We start from the raw sequence: 18009 nt of genomic DNA on the forward strand, positions 1-18009 counted from the left end.
ATCAGGCGGTGTATAGTCCCGGCCATGGGAAACCCCGCCGCGTCCTTTTTCGCCTTCGGCACAGGGATCCTCCGCCGCGGATGCCTCGCCGGGCTCGCGATCGGCGCCTTCGTGGGCGCTTGCGCCAATACCGACCAGAACCTCGAGCGGCAGCGGCTCCTCGAGGAGCTCAACTCGGCCGGCAGCAAGCCCGCGCAGTGCAAGCCGAAGATCCTCGAGTCCTGCTACGACGGCCCGCAGGGCACCTCGGGCCGCGGCCTCTGCAAGGACGGCACGCGCACCTGCAGCGACGACGCGGTCTGGGGCGCGTGCTCCGGCCAGGTGACCCCGGTCAAGGAGCTCTGCAACCGCAAGGACGACGACTGCGACGGCATCGTCGACAACGACTTCGAGCGCGAGGGTGCCACCTGCACGATCGGCAAGGGCGAGTGCAAGTCCTCCGGCGTCTGGAAGTGCAACGCCGACGGCAAGGGCGCCACGTGTGACGCCCCGCAGCCCTCGATCAAGGCCGAGGTGTGCGACGGCCTCGACAACGACTGCGACGACAAGATCGACGAGGACGTCCCGGGCACCGGCGTCGCCTGCCAGACCGGCAAGGTCGGCGTGTGCGCCCCCGGCGTGATGCAGTGCCTCGGCGGCCGCGTCCAGTGCGTCGCCAATGTCCAGCCGAGCCAGGAGATCTGCAACAACCTCGACGACGACTGCAACAACGTCGTCGACGACCGCTGCCTCACCGCCGAAGAGGCCGCGAAGCTCAAGAACAAGTAACCGCCCCCCGCGGCCCCTGGCGGCGCGGCGCCCTCCGGGCCCGCGCCGTTCTCATATGTGCTTCCGGGCATGTCCCTTGAAGCAGCTTCTTCAGGACATGTCCTTTCGTCGCGACCCTCAGAGACCTGTCCGCAAGAACAGCCGAGGGCCCGCACGCAGCGCTCGCTCGTGCAGGCCCTCGCCCTGGGCGCTCATGCTCGCCGGCCGCGAGCGCGCCGTCACTTCGCGTACTTGACCGAGCAGCCCCACGCGCGCGTGTCGGACTGCTCGACCGGCTTGCCCGCCAGCACGGCCGCCAGCGCGTCCTCGAACAGGGCCACACGGGTGCCGCCCTCCGCTTCGTTCATCGGCGCGTTGTCGAGGCCGCCGCGGTAGACCAGCGCCCCCTCGGCGTCGACGATGTACATGTGCGGCGTGTTGGTGGCCCCGTACGCGTGGCCGACCGCGCCTGTCTCGTCGAGCAGGATCGGGTGGGCCAGCGACCAGTTCTTCGCCGCCGCCTGGTTGGCCTCCGCGCCGTGGCCCTGCTTGCCCGGCGCGCCGGAGTTGATCGCCAGCCACGTGACCGTCGGCGTCGCCGCCGTCGTCTTGGCCGCGAGGTCCTTGAGCGGGCCGGCGTCGTGCGCCGCCTTCACGAACGGGCACTCGGGGTTGAACCACTCGAGCACCACGGTCTTGCCGCGCAGATCGGACAGCTTGATCGTCTTGCCGTCGGCGGTGGGCAGGGTGAAGTCGGGCGCGGGCTTGCCGATCGCCGCCACCGCCGCCGGGTCGGCGAGAGGATTCGCCGGCGGCGCCGGGGTAGGTGTGGCCGCCTTCGCCTCACCGTCGGCGGGAGGCGTCTTGGTCGGCGTTCCGGCGGCAGCGGGCGGCTTGGCGCCGTCACAGGCGGTCAGAGCGAGGGCGAGGGCGAGCAAAGTTCGCGGGGTCACGGCAGGCTCCTGGATGGGCGCTTTTGCGTATCCTGGGCGGGTGTACCACCGATCGCTCGACCTGTCACACCCGCCGGTCTGGACCGTCGACGACGTGCTCACGGCCAGCGAGTGCGTCGCGCTGATCGATCGCATCGAGTCGCTCGGCCCGGTGCGCGCCCCGGTCACCATGCTGCGCGCCCCGGTGCTGCGCCCCGAGCTTCGCACCAACAAGCGCGTCATCATCGACGACCCCGAGCTCGCCGCCCTGCTGTTCGAGCGGGCCCGGCCCGCGGTGCCGCCGCAGATCGGCGCCATGACCGTGCTCGGCGTCCACGAGCGCCTCCGCTGCTACCGCTACGACCCCGGCGAGCGGTTCGCCCCGCACTTCGACAGCGCCTGCGTCCGCGCCGACGACGAGCGCAGCCTGCTGACCTTCATGGTCTACCTCAACGAGGACTTCACCGGCGGCGAGACCCACTTCCTCCACCTCGAACAGACCGTGGTCCCGCACACCGGCCTCGGCGTGTTGTTTCAGCACCGGCACCTGCACGAGGTCCGCGCCGTCGTCACCGGCCGCAAGTACGCGGTCCGCTGCGACATCCTCTACAAGGGCCCTCGCGCGCCCCGCGAGGGATCGTCCCCGTAGTCTGTCGCGGCGTCCGTCTCGACGTCACGCTGCGGCCGTTCGCTGCTCGCGCGGGTGCGGCGGCGCGCTCCGCCCGGGCGTGCTAGCTTCCGGCGCATGAGCAGCGCCGACGAGGATCTCCCGATCGTCAGCCGGATCGTCATCGAGGTCCGCTCGGATGGCACGCGCACGGTCGCGCGCGGCGCCGCCGAAGACCCCTCCGGCAAGGTCGGCCTCGAGGTCCGCGCCGACAGCCCCGTCGAGCTGGTCACCGCCCTGGTCAAGCTGCTCATGCAAGCACCTGCCCTTGCGACCACGTCCTTTCGGACAGGTCGCAAGCGCCAGGTCCAACCGGACAGCCTCCCCGGCGCCCCCCCACCGCGCGCCCTCGGCCCCGCCGGCCGCGCCCGCGACCTCGCCGCCCGCGTCCGCCGTCGCCTCGGCCTCGGCGAGTGAGCGGCGCGTCTCACTTCCGAATGCCGAGCGAGCGCCGGAAGTAACAGGCGGCGCCGCACGAGTGAGCGACGGCCCTCCGGCGCGGCTCACGTCCGCGGGTCGAGCGCCAGCAGTCACTAGTGGTGCCGCACGAGTGAGCGACGGCCTCCCGGCGCGGCTCACGTCTACGGGTCGAGCGAGCGCCAGCAGTCACTCGTGGCCGCGCTGCGGAGGTCAGCGCCGTCTCCGGCTCACGTCTGAGTGTCGAGCGAGCGCCAGAAGTACCAGGCCGCCGCGCTGCGGTACGGCGAGAACGGCTCCCCGAGTGCGTCGAGCTCGCGCTGGGTCGGCGACTCGGGCAGTCCAAACGTCTGCCCGTAGCCCTTGCGGACCGCGAAGTCGCCGACCGGCCACACGTCGGGGCGACCGAGGCGGAAGATCAGCATCATCTCGACTGTCCAGCGCCCGATCCCGCGGACCTGCGTCAGGCGCTCGATGATTGTCTCGTCGTCCATCCGCGCCAGCGCGCGCAGCGTCGGGACCACGCCGTCGAGTGTCTTTTGGGCCAGGTCCTTGAGGGCAGCCTGCTTGCCCGCCGACAACCCGGCCCCGCGCAGCCGCTCCGCCGGCAACGCCAGCAACGCCGCGGGCTCGGGGAACTGGCCGCCCTCACCGAGCAGACAGGCGCGCCCGTAGATCGTCGACGCCGCCGCGCCCGCCAGCTGCTGGAACACGATCGATCGCGCCAGCGCCCCGTACGGGCTCGCGCCCGCGTCGCGCCGCAGCGTGATCGGCCCGAGCCGATCGATCAGCCGCTTCATCGCCTTGTGACTGCGGCGCAGGTGAGCCGCCGCAGCGTCGGTGTCGTAAGGGAGCGGTCGCGTCTGCGCCATCGTTCGCCTCGCCGGGCTCGCAACGCCCGGGCCTCACGCCCTTGTACGCGCAATCGCGCGCGCGATCCATCGGCCTGCAGGGGTCCGCTTCCGGCATGCGCGGGCGAGTCGCGGACAGTCGTCTCAGCGCCGGAGTGGATCGGTGAGCGGCAGCTCGTCCGCGACCTCGCCGAGCACCTCTTCGCGCAGCTGGCCCACGAGCATGTGCGAACCGCACACCACCAGCTCCCCCCCGGCGGCCAGGTGCTCGCGCCACGCCGCGTGAAACGCTGGCCCGATCCCGTCGAGGAACAGCCGCGTCTCGGCGGTCTGCAGCGGCGCCAGGTCGTAACCGCCCGGCCCCGCCGGCACCAGCCAGATCGGCGCGTGGAGCCGTCGCAGCTGCGCCAGCATCCCCGGCGCGTCCTTGTCGGCCAGGCAGCCGAACACGAGCGCCCGCCCCGGATGCGGCTGTCCTTCGAGCCAGGTCACGAGCGCCGCGATCCCGTGCGGGTTGTGTCCGGCGTCGAACACCACAGTCCCGCCGCCGCTGGCCACCCGCTCGCACCGACCCGGCCAGCGCACCCCGTCGAGGTCGCTCGCGGTCACTCCCGCGTCGATGAACCGCGCGCCGGCCAGCGCCAGCGCGCCGTTGACCCGCTGATGCTCCCCCGGCAGGCCCTCGGGCGCGCGCATCAGCGGCTCGACGAACTCGAGGCGCACCCGGTGCGCCGCCGCCGCCGCGCGCAGCACCGCCGCTGCCGCCGGCTGTTGCGGCGCCGACCACACCGGCGCCCCGTCGCGCATCACCGCCGCCTTCTCGCCCGCGATCGCCTCGATCGTGTCGCCGAGGTACGCCTGATGATCGAGGTCGATCGGCGTCATCAGCGTCACCGTCGCCGGCACCACCCCGGTCGCGTCGAGGCGGCCGCCCAGACCTGTCTCCAAGACCATGACCTCGACGCCAGCCTCGGCGAACGCCAGCAGCGCCGCCGCCGTGAGCACCTCGAAGAACGTCAGCGGGCGCGGCAGCGCCGGGCCCTCGAGCCGCAGCACGCGCTCGACCAGCAGCTCCATCGCCGCGTCGGTGAGCGGCACCCCGTCGAGCCGGATCCGCTCGCCCACCCGGTGCAGGTGCGGGCTCGTGTAGAGGCCGACCCGCCGGCCGCGTCGCCGCAGCGCGTGGGCCACCATCGCCGACGTGGAGCCCTTGCCGTTGGTGCCGACCACGTGGACCACGGGCACCCCGGCGCCCGGCTCGCCGAGCGCCACGTGGGCCGCCCGCACCGCCTCGAGCCCGCGGATCACCCCCAGGGAGCGCCTGGCGAACAGCGCCAGCTGCCAGGCCGGAGGTGTCTTCATGGACATGTCCGATCAGCCAGCCGGCGCCGGCGGCAGCGCTGCGGCCGCCTTGGCCGGCGCGCCGGCCAGCAGGCGCAGCATCAGGCCCAGCTGCTCGCGCAGCTCGAGGCGGCCGACGATGCGGTCGAGCATGCCGTGCTCGAGCAGGAACTCGGCGCGCTGGAAGCCCGGGGGCAGCTCCTGGCCGATCGTCTGCTGGACCACGCGCGGCCCGGCGAACCCGACCAGCGCCCGCGGCTCGGCGAGGATGACGTCGCCGAGCATGGCGAAGCTGGCCGCCACGCCGCCGGTGGTCGGGTGCAGGCAGACCGAGACGTACGGGATCCCGGCGGCGCGCAGGCGGCCGCGGGCGGCCGAGGTCTTGGCCATCTGCATGAGCGACAGGATGCCCTCCTGCATGCGGGCCCCGCCGGACGCGCTGAAGATGACCGCGGGGATCTTGCGCTCGAGCGCCCGCTCGAACACGCGGGTGACCTTCTCGCCGACCACCGAGCCCATCGAGCCGCCCATGTACTCGAACACGAAGAAGCCGGCGCTGACGTCGAGGCCGTCGATGGTGCCGAAGCCGGCGGTGAACGCGTCGGTCGGGCCGACGCTGCGGTCGGCCTTGGCGACGCGGTCGCTGTAGGCCGCCTGGTCGCGGAAGCCGAGCGGATCTCCCGAGCGCAGCTCGAGGTCCAGCGGCTGCCAGGAGTCCCGGTCGAGCATCGCCGCGATCCGCTCCTTCGTCGGCATCACGTGGTGGTGCCCGCACACCGGGCAGACGCGGAGGTTCTGCACGAACTCCGCGGTGTACGTGATCTCACCGCACGCGTCGCACTTGGTCCACAAGCCGCGCGGGACGGACACCTTGTTGCTCTCGCTCGTCTGCTCGAGCGCCTGCTTTTTGCGTCGCCACCACGCCATGCGAATTTCGGCTCCCTTGCCGGGGCGAATCATCGCCGCGACCCGGCGCCTTTTCAAGGCCGTTGCCGCGAGGCCCGCGCCTTGGTACGCGTCATGCCCGTGCAGGATCGCAAGGACCCTCTCACTTACAAGGGCGCGGGCGTCGACATCAGCGCCGGCAACGAAGCCGTGCGGCGGATCAAGCGCCTCGTGGCCGGGACACGCCGGCCCGAGCAGATCGGCGACATCGGCGGCTTCGCCGGGCTCATGGGCTTGCCCACGGGCGTCGGCGATCCCGTGCTCGTCGCCTGCACCGACGGCGTGGGCACGAAGTTGCTCGTGGCGATCGCGCTCGACCGCCACGACACCGTCGGCGTCGACCTCGTGGCTATGAACGTCAACGATCTGCTGGTCACCGGCGCGAGCACGCTCTTCGTGCTCGACTACATCGCCTGCGACCGGGTCGTGCCCGAGCGCATCGAGGCCCTCGTGAGCGGCATCGTCGACGGCTGCAAGCAGGCCCGCTGCGCCCTGCTCGGCGGCGAGACGGCCGAGCTGCCCGGCCTCTACGCCCCTGACCACTACGACCTCGCCGCGTTCGCCGTCGGCGTCGTCGATCGCAGCAAGATGCTCGGCCCCACCCGCGTGAAGAGCGGCGACGTCGTCCTCGGCCTGCGCTCGAGCGGGCTCCACAGCAACGGCTACAGCCTCGCGCGCAAGGCCCTGCTGGACCCCGCCCACGCCGGCCTGTCGTTCGCCGATCGCCTGCCGGGCGATCCCGCCGGCCGCAGCGTCGGCGAGGCCCTGCTCGCGCCGACACGGATCTACGAGCCTGCGTTCGCGGCCCTGCGAGGGCTCGAGCACGCCCCGCTGCACGGCGCCGCGCACATTACCGGCGGCGGCCTGCTCGAGAACCCGGCGCGCGCGCTCGCCGACGACCTCGCGCTCGAGCTCGACCTCTCGTCGCTCGAGCTCCCGCCCGTGCTCGCCGCGATCGCCGCCCAGGGCGTCGGCGTGCGCGAGCTGCTGCGCACCTTCAACTGCGGCGTCGGCATGCTGCTGTACGTCGATCCCGCGCACGTCGACGTCGTCCGCGGCGCGCTGGCTGCCATCGGCGAGGAGCCGTACACGCTCGGCCGCGTGCTCCCCCGCCCCGCCGCCGTCGCGCCGCAGGTGCGCCTGTCCGGCGCGAGCTGGATGGGCGGCGCAGTCGAGGTCGAGTAATCGGCTGTCCCGCGGGACAGCTGATTCTGTCCCTCGGGCCAGGCGGCCGGGCCTGCGAGGAAGCTGTCTCTCGAGACATGTGCGCCGGCAGGCCGGGCGTCTGGCCGGCGCTCGCGCCCGCTACGGCACGCGATCGAGCACCGTCGTGGAGCCCATGTTCTCCGTGATCATCTGAGTCACGACCAGCTCGGTCGCCGTCAGCTTGTCGAGCGAGTACTCGACCGTGCCGAACGCCGAGATCACGAGCCCGTCCGCGGTCAGGACGAACGTCCCCTCGGCCTCGTTGCCGCCCTTCTTCACGAAGCGTCCGCCGTCCTCGAAGGTCCAGGCGCCCTCGACGATCGGCTGCTCCGGCGGGCGCGGCTTGCCGTCCTGGATGTACACGATGTGCCGGATGTTCCAGGTGCCGAGCAGCCCCTTCGGGTCGACGGCCGCCTGCTTGGTGGCGGCCGGGATCGGCTCCGGCGGCTGGTTCACCAGCTCCTCGGCGGTCTTCACGAGGTCGTGCGCGCCCGCCTCCTCCGCCCTCGACGCGGCCGGCGGCGACTCGCTTTTGCTTTCGCACGCCGCCGTCACCAGCAAGACGCTCATCACCGACCGACGCATGACGGCGACGCTAACAGAGCTCGTCGCCGGCAGCAACGCCAATCGAGCGCGAGGCGCCCTCTCGCTCGCGGGGAGAAGACCTCGCCCGAAGGACCTGCCCCGAAAGACAGATCGCCGCAGGCTCCGGCTCAGCCGGCCTTGCTGCCGCCGAGGCAGGGCGGGCTCTTGGCCGCCTGCCCGCCGCGGGCCTGCCACTGCTCGGGCGTCAGCGCCTCGATCGCCAGCGCGTGCAGCCCGGAGCGCAGCTCCTCGGCCGCGGCCGCGTTGACCTCGCGGTGGCGCGCCACCAGCGACTTGCCGGCGAAGCCGGCGCTGACCACCACCACGCGGAAGTGGCTCTCCGCGCCCTTCGGAACCGCGTGCATGTGGCTCTCGTCGCGCACCTCGAGGTGCTCGGGCGCGAACGCGGCCGTCAGCGCCTCGCTCAGCGCCCGCGCCCGCCTGCCCGAAGGGACAGCCTCGCTCACGCGCTCGCCTCCGGGCGCGGCGCCTCGGGCGGAAGCTGCTGGGCGACCACCACCGCGAGGTCCATGACCTCGACTGCCTCGTCCTTGCCGAGCGCCTTGAGGCCGTCGGACAGCATCGTGTGGCAGAACGGGCAGCCGACCGCGACCGCGTTGGCGCCGCCCTCGGCGACCTCCTTGGCGCGGTTGATGTTGACGCGCTTGGCCGGCTCCTCCTCCATCCACATACGGCCACCGCCGGCGCCGCAGCAGAACCCGTGCTCGCGGTTGCGCTGCAGCTCCTGGACCTTGCCCTTGCCGCGGGTCGCGTGCTCGAGGATCTCGCGCGGCGCGTCGTAGACTCCGTTCCAGCGGCCCAGGTAGCACGAGTCGTGGTACGTGAACGTGCGCTCGCTGGTGTGGTCGAGCTTGAGCTTGCCCGCCTGCAGCAGGTGCGTGATGAGCTGGCTGTGGTGGATGACCTCGTAGTTGCCGCCGAACTGCGGGTACTCGTTCTTGATCGTGTGGAAGCAGTGCGGGCACGAGGCGATCACCTTGGTGACCTTGGCCTCGTTGAGGGTGTCGACGTTCTCCTGCGCCAGCGTCTGGAACGCCATCTCGGCGCCGAGGCGACGCAGCGTGTCGCCGGTGCACTTCTCGCGCTTGCCGAGCACCGCGAACTTCACGTTCGCGGCCTGCAGCACCCTGGCCAGCGCGCGCGTGGTCTTCTTGGCGTTGTCGTCGTAGGCGCCGGCGCAGCCGACGAACAGCAGGTACTCGGCGTCCGGCACGTCGTCGATGAGCGGCACCTCGAGCCCCTCGGCCCACTTCATGCGGTCGTCCTGCGGCAGGCTCCACGGGTTGCCGGCGCCCTCGATGTTGCCGAGCACGCGCGTGACCTCGCCGGGCGTGCGGCCCGACTCGTCGTTGAGCACGATGTGCTGGCGCATCTGCAGGATCTTCAGCGGGTGCTCGATGAACACCGGGCACACCTCCTGGCACGCCCCGCAGGTCGTGCAGGCCCACAGCGTCGCGTCCTTGACGCGGCCACCGACCAGCGGCGGCAGGGCCCCGAGGTCGGCCTTGATCTTGTCGATGATCGACTTGTTCGGCCCCTCCGCCGCGTCGTCCTTGAGCGAGCCGCCCGCCTTCTGCAGCTTGACCAGCAGCTTGCCGCGCTCCTTCATCTCGTCCTTGAGGTCGTGGATGAGGTGCATCGGCGACAACGGCTTCTCGGTCGCGAACGCCGGGCAGTACATCGTGCAGCGAGCGCACTCGGTGCACGAGTAGTTGTCGAGGAGGCTCTTCCAGGTGAAGTCCTCGACCTTGCCCACGCCCCAGTTGTCGAACAGCGGCTCGGCGTTGGGGTCGGTCGGCTCGCCGTCGAACAGCTTGGCCTTCGGCATCGCCCCGCGCTGGCCCTGGCGGCGCAGCAGGATGTTCGGCGCCGAGGTCAGCACGTGGATGTGCTTCGAGAACGGCAGGTAGTTGAGGAAGGCCAGGACGATGCCCATGTGGACCCACCAACACACCTCCGAAGCGATGTGGGCGAAGTGCGGGTCCATCCCCTTGAACAGGCCGCTGATCGCCGCGGACACCGGCGCCCCGCCGGCGTAGTGCCCCGATCCCGCGATCTCGAACGCATGGTGGCCGAAGTGGCTGATGCACAGCAGGCTGATCGCCGACAGGATCAGCATCGCGTCGAGGCTCAGCGGCACGAACGGCGGGCGGATGAAGCGGCGCGTGATCGCGTAGGCGATCGCGGCGACGACGATCACGTTGGCGACGTCGACCACCGCCATCACGCCGCGGTAGACCGCGTCGGGCATGAGCAGCGAGAGGTTCATGCCCGGGCCGAACAGGCCGGACAGGCCCATGTCGACCGTGGCGATCGTCAGGATGAGGAAGCCCCAGTAGATGGGCAGGTGGTGCCAGCTCCGCTTCTCCTCGACGACCTTGCCCTGGCCGAAGAAGAAGGCCATCAGGCTGGCGATCCGCTGGGCCCAGGTCTCCTTGAGATCCGACGGGCGGCCGAGCGCGACGGTGCGGACCAGCGCCGACACGGAGTAGGTGAAGAGGCCGAGCGAGAACGCGACGGCGGCGGCGAAAGCGATCTGCTTGAGCATGGCAGGGCGGGCTTTGGGCAAGCACGCTATACCACAGGGCAGAGGCCAGCGTTCGCCTCTGCGCGCGAGACCGCGCCCCGGCGAATTCTCCCGCATTTTCCGTGATGGTCCCGTCCGATCAGCGCCCCGACCGCGAGCCGTCTCCCGGCCCCCGTGGCCGCGCGCCCGACCTGCTCCTCATCAGCGACCTCCACCTCGGATCCCACCTCAAACCGCGGATGCGCGGCGAGTACGTCCACCTCGCCGTCGACATCGACCGCGGCCTGCCCCGCTTCCTCGACCACTACGCCCGCGGCTCCGGGCGCTGGCAGCTCGTCATCAACGGCGACTTCATCGACTTCTGGAACGTCGAGGTCGGCCAGGAGAAGCGCCTCGTCGGCGAGGCCCTCGCGGTCCATCGCCTCCACGCCGTGCTCGACGCCTACCCGGGCGTCGAGGACGCGCTGGTCCGCTTCCTCGCAGCCGGCCACAACATCGTGTTCGTGGTCGGCAACCACGACGCCGAGTTCCTCTACCCCGGCGTCCGCCGCGCCCTCACCGAACGCCTCTACGCCGGCCTGGGCGAGGCCTCCCTCACGATCACGCACACGGGCAGCCCGCGCCTCGACCAGGTCGCGCGCGTGCGGTTCGTGCCGTGGTTCCTGTGCGAAGCCGGCGGCGTGTGGATCGAGCATGGACACGTGTTCGACGCCGCCTGTCACACGGGACAGATGCTGGCCCCGACGCGCGGCGGCCGCCTGGTCCAGTCGCTGGCGGAGGTGGCGACGCGCAGCTTCACCAACGCGATGCCGGAGATCGACTACGACGCGGCCGACAAGTTCATCACCCCGTGGGACTACATCCGCTGGGCCTGGGCCCGCGGCCTTCGCTTCATCCTCTACGCGATCATGCTGTACTTCCGGATGGCCTTCCGCCTGCTGGCGCTGTGGGCCCGCACCGGCCGGGTCGATCGCGCCGGCCAGGCGATGCACGTCGCCCGCCTCGAGCGGATCGCCGCCACCGCCGGCCTGCAGATGAGCACCCTGACCGCGCTGCAGTCGATGGCCCCGCCCCCCGCGTCGGCCACCGTCGCCGGCGTCCTCCGGATCACCGCCCTCGACGCGATCCTCAGCGTCCTCGCCTGCCTCGGGATCGGCGTCGGCCTCGCCGCGGCGGTCGGCGCCCCGACCGTCGCCGGCCTCGCCGCCGGCGCCCTGCTCGGCTGGCTGTCGATCCGCCGCCTCCGCAAGCGCCGCCGCCCGCGGGCCATCGCCGACGACATGGCCCGCGTCGCCTGCGACGTCGGCCGCGCCACCGGCGTGCCCCTGGTCCTCATGGGCCACAGCCACAACGGCGTGATCGCCCGCAACGACGAGGTCGTCTACGCCAACAGCGGCTGCTTCCTCGACGGCTCCCACCTGGTCGTCCGCCGCGACCACGCCACCGGCCGCCTCGAGAAGGTCGAGCTCCGCGCCTGGCGCAACGACGCAGTGGTCGTCCTCGACGCCGCCCCCCTACCCCCGGCCCCGTCCGCGCGCCCCAGCGACGAGGTCGTCGCCGACCGCTCGCTCTCGGACATGCCCGTGACGACAGGTGCTTGAGAGCATGTCCTTCTAGACATGTCTTGAGAGCCAGATTGCCGCGGAGCCACGGACCGCAAACGCCGACCGCTGGGGACGGCCGACGCGTACTCGCGGACCGCTACGCCGCCTGCGTTCGCGCTCAGTAGGCGACAGCCGCGCCGCCGTCGCGGGCGATGTCGGCGACCGCGCGATAGCCCTGCGTCTTCGGATCGACCTCGATCGAGTTGGCGTGGCCGATCGACGGCCACTCGGCGATCGTGTGCCCCTTGGCCTTGAGCCCCTCGACCGTCGCGGGGTCGAGGGTCGGCTCGGTGACGATCCGGTCCGGCATCCATTGATGATGAACCCGCGGCGCCTTCACCGCCTGGTCGATGGTCGCCCCGTAGTCGATGAGCGCCCGCACGATCTGGGTCACCGTCGTCGAGATCGTCGAGCCCCCGGGCGTGCCGACCACCGCACGCAGCTTGCCGTCCTTGACGAGGATCGTCGGGCTCATGCTCGACAGCATGCGCTTGCCCGGCTCGATCTTGTTCTGCTCGCCCTGCACCAGCCCGAACGTGTTGGGCGAGCCCGGCTTGACCGAGAAGTCGTCCATCTCGTTGTTGAGCAGCACCCCCGTGCCCGGCACGACCACCTTGGCGCCGAAGCCGGTGTTGAGCGTGTAGGTGTTGGCGACCGCGTTGCCGAGCACGTCGACCACCGAGTAGTGCGTGGTCTGCATCGACGTCTTGGTGCCGATCCCCGCCGCGATCTTCGACGACGGCGTCGCCTTGTTCGGGTCGATGTCCGCCAGCCGCGACTGCAGGTAGGACGGGTCGGTCAGCTGCGCCAGCGGGATCTTCACGAACGCCGGATCGCCGAGCAGGAAGTTGCGGTCGGCATAGGTGCGCCGCGCCGACTCGACGTAGAGGTGCAGCTCGTCGACGCTGAGCCACGGCTTCTCGTAGATCTTCAGGATCTCGCGCGCCGCCAGCAGCTGGCGCAGGACCACCCCGCCCCCGGACGGCGGCGGCATCGTGATCACGTCGTGGTCGCGGTACTTGAAGGTGATCGGCTCGCGGGCGACCGCGCGGTACGCCTTGAGATCGTCGGCGCTCCAGATCCCTCCCAGCGCCTTGACCTCGCGCGCCAGCTTGTCGGCCAGCGGCCCCTCGTAGAACGCCCGCGGTCCCTGGTCGGCGATCGTCTCGAGCGTGCGCGCCAGGTCCGGCTGCTTCCACACGTCCCCAGTCACGAAGGTCTCGCCCGAGGGCCGACGGTAGATCGCCGCAGCGTCCTTGTAACCGAGCTTCAGCATTCGCTCGCTGCCGGTGGTGAGATCCTCGGCGTGGAAGCTGTCGAGCTCGTGACCGTCGCGCGCCAGCGCCACTGCCGGCAGCACGAGATCTCGCCACGGCAGGCTGCCGAATTGTTCGTGGGCCAGCGCCAGTCCCGCGACGGTCCCCGGGATCCCCGCCGCCTTCGGCCCCTCGACGCTCTCGCGGGTCGGGTTGCCCTTGGCGTCGAGATACATGGTCGGCGTAGCCGCCGCCGGCGCGACCTCGCGGTAGTCGATCGCGGCGGTGCGACCGTCGGCCATGCGGATGACCATGAACCCGCCCCCGCCGAGGTTGCCCGCGCTCGGGTGGGTCACCGCCAGGGCCAGGCCCACCGCCACCGCCGCGTCGACCGCGTTGCCGCCCTTCTTCAAGATCGCCACGCCGACCTCGCTGGCGTGGCGCTCGGCGGAGGTCACCGCCCCGTGAATCCCCACCGCCGTCGCGGGATCGCTCGCATCCTTCTCGGGGAGCGATCTCCCGCTGGCGGCCCCGTGCTCGACCGATTCTTGCGCGGCCGGCGCGTTCGACGGGCCGGGAGTCGGGGTCGCCGCAGGGGTGGCGGGCCTGCACGCCAGCGCCCCCGCGACGAGCCAGAGCGTCAGAGCCAGGGATACGGACGATTTTGAAGGCGCAGGCATGGCCGGAACCTTACATGGCCTCCCTCGGACTGTCGCGCCATTCGCACCCTCGCGTCGGCCCGAATTCGTGCTTGACACTCCGAGAGGCTTGGAGCATCCTCCCCCCACCTCGGACGCGCCCAGGGGGCGGCCCAAACCGACTCGGTTCGAGCCACCAACACCCCCCTCGGCGCCTCGCCCTTCTTCGGGGATCGTCTAATGGTAGGACTGCGGTTTCTGGTACCGCCTATCGGGGTTCGAATCCCTGTCCCCGAACTACCACGTCCGAAGGTTTCTGGCCCTGTAGTCTAGCGGTTAGGACGTTGGCCTCTCACGCCGAAAGCTCGGGTTCAAGTCCCGACAGGGTCACTCACTCGAAAGCCCTCAGCACCCGCTGAGGGCTTTCCTCTTTTGGTCTCACGAACTCCGGCGGCCCAAAAAACGACGCCGCAGCGACTGCTCGCTGCGGCGTGATGGGTCACACGTTGAGGTCGGAGGACCAGCGGGCCGGCGGGTGACCCACCCGGGCACCGGCGAAGGTGCTCGGGGGCGCGCGGGTCGTCGCGTCGGCCGTGTTCCTTGGAACCCGCTTCGAGGCGATTTTCCGGGCGCCACGAACGGCGACGCAGGCGCGAAAAATTCGTCGACCCGGACCACCTTGCTATCCTGCGAGCGTGGATCTCGTCGCCTACCGCATCACCTTCCCGCAGCCGGGGGCGCACCTCGTCCACGTCCGCCTGGAGCTGACCGCGACCGGGGAGATCTGCCAGCTCTGGATGCCGACCTGGAGCCCCGGCTCGTACGTGCTCCGCGAGTACGCGCGCAACATCCGCACGATCGCCGCCAGCGTCGGCGACGCCCCACGAGAGATCCGCAAGCTCGCCAAGGACCGGTTCGAGCTCGCCACCCGCCCCGGGGAGCGGCTGGTCGTCGACTACACCGTCTACGCCCACGACCTCAGCGTCCGCACCGCCCACCACGACGCCAGCCACGCCTACCTCCACCCGCCGCAGATGTTCCTCGTCCCCGAGGGTCACGCCGGCCCGTTCCGCGTCGCCGTCGAGCTGTTGCCCGGCTGGACCGCGGTCAGCCTGGCCGCCGACCCTGACCGCCAGGAGCGTCGCGGCCCCGGCCACTTCGAGGTCGATCTCCCCGACCTCGACGCCCTCTTCGACACCCCGATCGAGGCCGGCCTCCTTTCGATCACCCACCTCCCCACGCCGTGCGAGCACGTGCGCCTGGCCGTGTGGGGCGAGCCCTTCCCCGACTTCGTCCTCCCGCGCCTCGCCTGCGTCGTCGACCAGGTCGAGCGCTTCTGGCCCGCGCGCCCCTACGACCACTACACCTTCCTCGTCCACGCCGCCGTGGGCGCGCGCGGCGGCCTCGAGCACCTCGCCGGCAGCGTCCTCGGCGTCGAACCGGAGTCATGGGCGCCCGCTGCGCGGCGCGTCCACGCGGGCAACCTCGACCGCGACGACGACAGCGAGGGCGGCGTCTACGACCTGCTCGAGCTCGCCAGCCACGAGCTGTTCCACGCCTGGAACGTCAAACGCTTGCGCCCCCGCGCCCTCGGCCCGTTCGACTACGGCCGCGAGAACTACACCCGCGAGCTATGGATCGCCGAGGGCTTCACCAGCTACTACGACAGCCTCCTCGTCCTCCGCAGCGGCGAGATCAGCGTCAAGGCGCACCTGCAGCGCCTCGCCGAGTCGATGGGCCGCCTGCGCGACACCCCCGGCCGCCTCGTGCAGTCGCTCGAGGACTCGAGCTTCGACGCGTGGATCAAGCTGTACCGGCCGCAGGACGACAGCCCCAACGCGTCGGTCAGCTACTACCTCAAGGGCAGCCTCGTCGCACTCCTCCTCGACCTCTGGCTCCGCGAGCTGCGCCCGAGCGGCAGCGGCCTCGACGGTGTCCTCGCCGAGCTCTGGCAGCGCGGCCCCGGCCGCCTGGAGACCCGCGGACCGACCACCGCAAATACTTATTCCTATCCAGGCTTTACGGTCGAAGATCTCGAACGACTCTTGGGCGAGCAGAGCGGCCTCGGCGAGGTCCCCGGCGCCATCCGCGCCCTGTGGTCGAAGCCCATCGAGCTGGACTTCGCCTCGCTCGCGCAGCTCGGTCTTCGCCTGTCCGAAAAGCCAGTTCAACCGGGCCTCATCGATCTCGGCTTCACCCTCCAGGATCGAGCCGGCAGCCCCTGGGTCGAATTCGTGCGCACCGACTCTCCCGCCGAGCGCGCCGGCCTCGCCTCCGGGGACGAGTTGCTGGCCGCGCGCCGCCAGGGCGGCTGCTGGCTGCGCCTGCGTTCCGCCCGTGCCGCCCGCGTATGGGACCACCTGCAACCGGGCGCCCCCGCCGAGCTCCTGATCAGCCGGCGCGAGCGCGTGCTGACGCTCCCGATCGCCTTCGCCGCCGCGCGCGGCGCCCCGCAGCTCGAGCGCATCGGCGACGCCGATCCCGCCGCCCGTGCGCGCTTCGAAGCCTGGTCCGGCCGGCGCTGGAGCGATCCGTGATCGAACCCGCGCTCGAGCAACTCACCGCCGAAGACGTCGGCCACTCGACGGGGACGCCGTTGCCGTTCCGGTTCATCCCCGCCGAGCGCATCACCCCGCTCGTCATCAGCCTGCCGCACGTCGGCCTCGCCTGGCCCAACGACGCCACGCGGGCGCGACCCGCGGTGGAGTTCGCCCGCAACGCCGATTACGAGGTCCACCTGCTCTACAGCCGCGCCGCCGCGCTCGGCGCCGCCGTCGTGCGCGCCGAGTACAGCCGGCTCCTCGTCGATCTCAACCGCGCGCCCGACGACGTGAGCCCCGAGATCGTCCCGGACCACCCCGCCCCGCGCCCCGATCGCCGCGGCTGGTGCGGCCCGCAGGCCAAGAACCGCGGCGTCGTGTGGGGCAACGCAGTCGGCAACATCCCCATCCTCGACCGCCCGCTGTCGTACGCCGAGTTCGCGCAGCGTCTCAGCCGCTACTACCTGCCCTACCACCGCGCGCTCGCGGTGTTGCTCGCGCGTCGACGGGCTCGCTTCGGCCACGCCATCCTGCTCGACGCGCACAGCATGCCGAGCAGCGTCCCGGGCGACCTGATCCTCGGCACCTACGAGGGCGGAGCCTGCAGCCCTGCGCTGCAGCAACGGGCGCTCGTGGCGCTACGCGCGTCTGCGGACGGTCGGTCGACGCTCTCCGTGCGCCTCAACGACCCCTACCGCGGCGGCGAACTCGTGCGCTCGTTCGGCAGACCGGAGGCCGGGCAGCACGCGTTGCAGCTCGAGGTGAATCGCGCGCTTTACATGGACGAGGCGAGATCCGCGGTGTGGCCGGAGCTCGCCGCGTTCGCGTCGACCGCCGGAGCCGCGCCCATCCGGCCCAGCCGCCCGCGTTTGGCAGCGCTGATCGACCGTGTGGAATCCCTCGTGCGCGCATTGGCGAGCGCGCAGACCGGCCTTGGCCTCACCAGCGAAAGCGCCGCGCGGTGAACATCTTCGCCGATGCACTTCTGCAAACCCTTGTATCGCTCCTGCCCGAGAGGCTAACATCGACCAACCGCTCTCGGCTTCGTTGAAGGAGAGGCACCGTGGCTGCACCCAAGAAGACCACATCCGGCAACGCCGATGCGTTTGACGACCTGCTCGGTCAGCTCGTCGACGAGCTTGCAATGACTCCGACCATGGTGCCGGAGCCCGAGCCTCCGCCACCGCCGCCGCCGCCAGAGCCGCCCCCGCAGCCTGAGACCTACGCTGCGCCCGTGCAGGAGGCTCCGCCGCCGCAGAAGCCGATCCTGGCGATGGCGTTGGGTGGCGGCCTCGCCGTCGCCGGCATCGCGGTCGCGCTGGCGATGATTCTGAAGCCCGATCCGCCGCCCCCGCCGGCGCCGACGCCCGCGAAGGTCGAGACCAAGGAGCCCACGCCTCCGGTCCAGCCGCCGCCGGTGGCCGCGCCCAATCAGCCGGGACAGCCTGGCGTCGCGGGTCAGCCGAACGTCCCGGGTCAGCCATTGCCGGGCCAGCCGAACGTCCCGGGTCAGCCCGGCGTCGTCACGCCCGGCCAGGTCGATCCCAACGCGCCCCCGCAGCCTGGCGTCGCCACGCCGGGCCAGCCCGATCCGAACGCTGCAGCCACGCCCGACGCGAAGAAGGCGGTCAAGAAGACCAAGAAGCCCAGCGGCGGCGGTGGAGGCGGCGGCGCCAAGAAGGCCGAGCCCAAGAAGAAGAGCGAAGTCGCCGATCCGTTCGGCTGAGCAACC

At 71.4% G+C, this 18009-nt stretch carries 16 protein-coding genes and 2 tRNA genes; 10 read left to right on the forward strand and 8 right to left on the reverse strand.

Going from position 1 to position 18009, the window contains the following annotated elements; all coding sequences use genetic code 11:
* The first annotated feature begins 24 nt into the window (after positions 1–24).
* Positions 25–768, forward strand: a complete 744-nt coding sequence (locus OV090_RS01445; RefSeq protein ID WP_267701637.1) for a MopE-related protein — start codon at positions 25–27, stop codon at positions 766–768.
* Positions 769–986: 218 nt separating this feature from the next.
* Here the strand turns inward: OV090_RS01445 and OV090_RS01450 are convergent, their stop codons facing one another.
* The gene (locus tag OV090_RS01450; protein ID WP_267701638.1) at positions 987–1700 is read right to left on the reverse strand and encodes a redoxin family protein; all 714 of its coding nucleotides are present in this window, start codon (positions 1698–1700) and stop codon (positions 987–989) included.
* 40 nt (positions 1701–1740) lie between these two features.
* Between OV090_RS01450 and OV090_RS50415 the strand changes: the two genes are divergently transcribed.
* Together OV090_RS50415 and OV090_RS01460 are read left to right on the forward strand one after the other, a co-directional pair.
* Positions 1741–2328, forward strand: coding sequence for a 2OG-Fe(II) oxygenase (locus OV090_RS50415; RefSeq protein WP_267701639.1), 588 nt, complete (start codon positions 1741–1743; stop codon positions 2326–2328).
* A 96-nt stretch (positions 2329–2424) separates the two neighbouring features.
* Complete coding sequence (locus OV090_RS01460) at positions 2425–2763, forward strand: hypothetical protein (RefSeq protein WP_267701640.1); 339 nt, start codon at positions 2425–2427, stop codon at positions 2761–2763.
* Between the two features lie 230 nt (positions 2764–2993).
* Here the strand turns inward: OV090_RS01460 and OV090_RS01465 are convergent, their stop codons facing one another.
* From OV090_RS01465 to accD, 3 genes are all read right to left on the reverse strand, one after another.
* Positions 2994–3635, reverse strand: coding sequence for a DNA-3-methyladenine glycosylase 2 family protein (locus tag OV090_RS01465; RefSeq protein WP_267701641.1), 642 nt, complete (start codon positions 3633–3635; stop codon positions 2994–2996).
* A gap of 123 nt (positions 3636–3758) precedes the next feature.
* A complete protein-coding gene (locus OV090_RS01470) occupies positions 3759–4976 on the reverse strand; it encodes a cyanophycin synthetase (protein ID WP_267701642.1) in 1218 nt (405 codons plus the stop codon).
* A gap of 12 nt (positions 4977–4988) precedes the next feature.
* On the reverse strand, positions 4989–5882 hold the full coding sequence (gene accD / locus OV090_RS01475) for an acetyl-CoA carboxylase, carboxyltransferase subunit beta (RefSeq protein WP_267701643.1): 894 nt from the start codon (positions 5880–5882) through the stop codon (positions 4989–4991).
* 99 nt (positions 5883–5981) lie between these two features.
* On the opposite strand from accD, the gene purM reads away from it, so the two are divergent.
* On the forward strand, positions 5982–7085 hold the full coding sequence (gene purM / locus OV090_RS01480; protein ID WP_267701644.1) for a phosphoribosylformylglycinamidine cyclo-ligase: 1104 nt from the start codon (positions 5982–5984) through the stop codon (positions 7083–7085).
* A 120-nt stretch (positions 7086–7205) separates the two neighbouring features.
* Here purM and OV090_RS01485 read toward each other — a convergent pair whose 3' ends face one another.
* The 3 genes from OV090_RS01485 to OV090_RS01495 form a co-directional block, all read right to left on the reverse strand.
* Positions 7206–7691: a lipocalin family protein gene (locus OV090_RS01485; protein ID WP_267701645.1), complete on the reverse strand. Its 486-nt coding sequence runs from the start codon at positions 7689–7691 to the stop codon at positions 7206–7208.
* Between the two features lie 128 nt (positions 7692–7819).
* Entirely contained in the window at positions 7820–8119 is a 300-nt protein-coding gene (locus OV090_RS01490; protein WP_276604490.1) for a BolA family protein, read from the reverse strand.
* A gap of 35 nt (positions 8120–8154) precedes the next feature.
* Entirely contained in the window at positions 8155–10260 is a 2106-nt protein-coding gene (locus tag OV090_RS01495) for a (Fe-S)-binding protein (protein ID WP_267701647.1), read from the reverse strand.
* A gap of 104 nt (positions 10261–10364) precedes the next feature.
* On the opposite strand from OV090_RS01495, the gene OV090_RS01500 reads away from it, so the two are divergent.
* Positions 10365–11840 (forward strand): metallophosphoesterase, encoded by a 1476-nt coding sequence (locus OV090_RS01500; protein WP_267707047.1) that lies wholly within the window; start codon positions 10365–10367, stop codon positions 11838–11840.
* Between the two features lie 121 nt (positions 11841–11961).
* On the opposite strand, the gene ggt is transcribed toward OV090_RS01500, so the two are convergent.
* Positions 11962–13779, reverse strand: a complete 1818-nt coding sequence (gene ggt / locus OV090_RS01505; protein WP_267701648.1) for a gamma-glutamyltransferase — start codon at positions 13777–13779, stop codon at positions 11962–11964.
* A gap of 184 nt (positions 13780–13963) precedes the next feature.
* Between ggt and OV090_RS01510 the strand changes: the two genes are divergently transcribed.
* The 5 genes from OV090_RS01510 (at position 13964) to OV090_RS01530 (ending at position 18003) form a co-directional block, all read left to right on the forward strand.
* Positions 13964–14034 (forward strand) — tRNA-Gln (locus OV090_RS01510).
* 21 nt (positions 14035–14055) lie between these two features.
* A tRNA-Glu gene (locus OV090_RS01515) sits at positions 14056–14127 on the forward strand.
* Between the two features lie 305 nt (positions 14128–14432).
* Positions 14433–16274 carry a hypothetical protein gene (locus OV090_RS50420; RefSeq protein WP_267701649.1) on the forward strand — a complete coding sequence of 614 codons (1842 nt, stop codon included), beginning with the start codon at positions 14433–14435 and terminating at the stop codon, positions 16272–16274.
* Positions 16271–17242 carry an N-formylglutamate amidohydrolase gene (locus tag OV090_RS01525; protein WP_267701650.1) on the forward strand — a complete coding sequence of 324 codons (972 nt, stop codon included), beginning with the start codon at positions 16271–16273 and terminating at the stop codon, positions 17240–17242. Before OV090_RS50420 ends, OV090_RS01525 begins: the two co-directional genes overlap by 4 nt.
* 98 nt (positions 17243–17340) lie before the next feature.
* On the forward strand, positions 17341–18003 hold the full coding sequence (locus tag OV090_RS01530) for a hypothetical protein (protein WP_267701651.1): 663 nt from the start codon (positions 17341–17343) through the stop codon (positions 18001–18003).
* The last annotated feature ends 6 nt before the right edge of the window (positions 18004–18009 follow it).

Origin of the sequence: Nannocystis sp. RBIL2 (assembly GCF_026626745.1) — a bacterium.
In the GTDB taxonomy this organism is placed as follows: Bacteria; Myxococcota_A; Polyangia; order Nannocystales; family Nannocystaceae; genus Nannocystis.

Excerpts from the sequence above, each read along its gene's own strand:
- OV090_RS01445 (WP_267701637.1), top strand. The coding sequence starts at position 25 with ATGGGAAACCCCGCCGCGTCCTTTTTCGCCTTCGGCACAGGGATCCTC.
- OV090_RS01460 (WP_267701640.1), top strand. The coding sequence starts at position 2,425 with ATGAGCAGCGCCGACGAGGATCTCCCGATCGTCAGCCGGATCGTCATC.
- OV090_RS01465 (WP_267701641.1), bottom strand. The coding sequence starts at position 3,635 with ATGGCGCAGACGCGACCGCTCCCTTACGACACCGACGCTGCGGCGGCT.
- OV090_RS01470 (WP_267701642.1), bottom strand. The coding sequence starts at position 4,976 with ATGAAGACACCTCCGGCCTGGCAGCTGGCGCTGTTCGCCAGGCGCTCC.
- accD (WP_267701643.1), bottom strand. The coding sequence starts at position 5,882 with ATGGCGTGGTGGCGACGCAAAAAGCAGGCGCTCGAGCAGACGAGCGAG.
- OV090_RS01485 (WP_267701645.1), bottom strand. The coding sequence starts at position 7,691 with ATGCGTCGGTCGGTGATGAGCGTCTTGCTGGTGACGGCGGCGTGCGAA.
- OV090_RS01495 (WP_267701647.1), bottom strand. The coding sequence starts at position 10,260 with ATGCTCAAGCAGATCGCTTTCGCCGCCGCCGTCGCGTTCTCGCTCGGC.
- OV090_RS01500 (WP_267707047.1), top strand. The coding sequence starts at position 10,365 with ATGGTCCCGTCCGATCAGCGCCCCGACCGCGAGCCGTCTCCCGGCCCC.
- ggt (WP_267701648.1), bottom strand. The coding sequence starts at position 13,779 with ATGCCTGCGCCTTCAAAATCGTCCGTATCCCTGGCTCTGACGCTCTGG.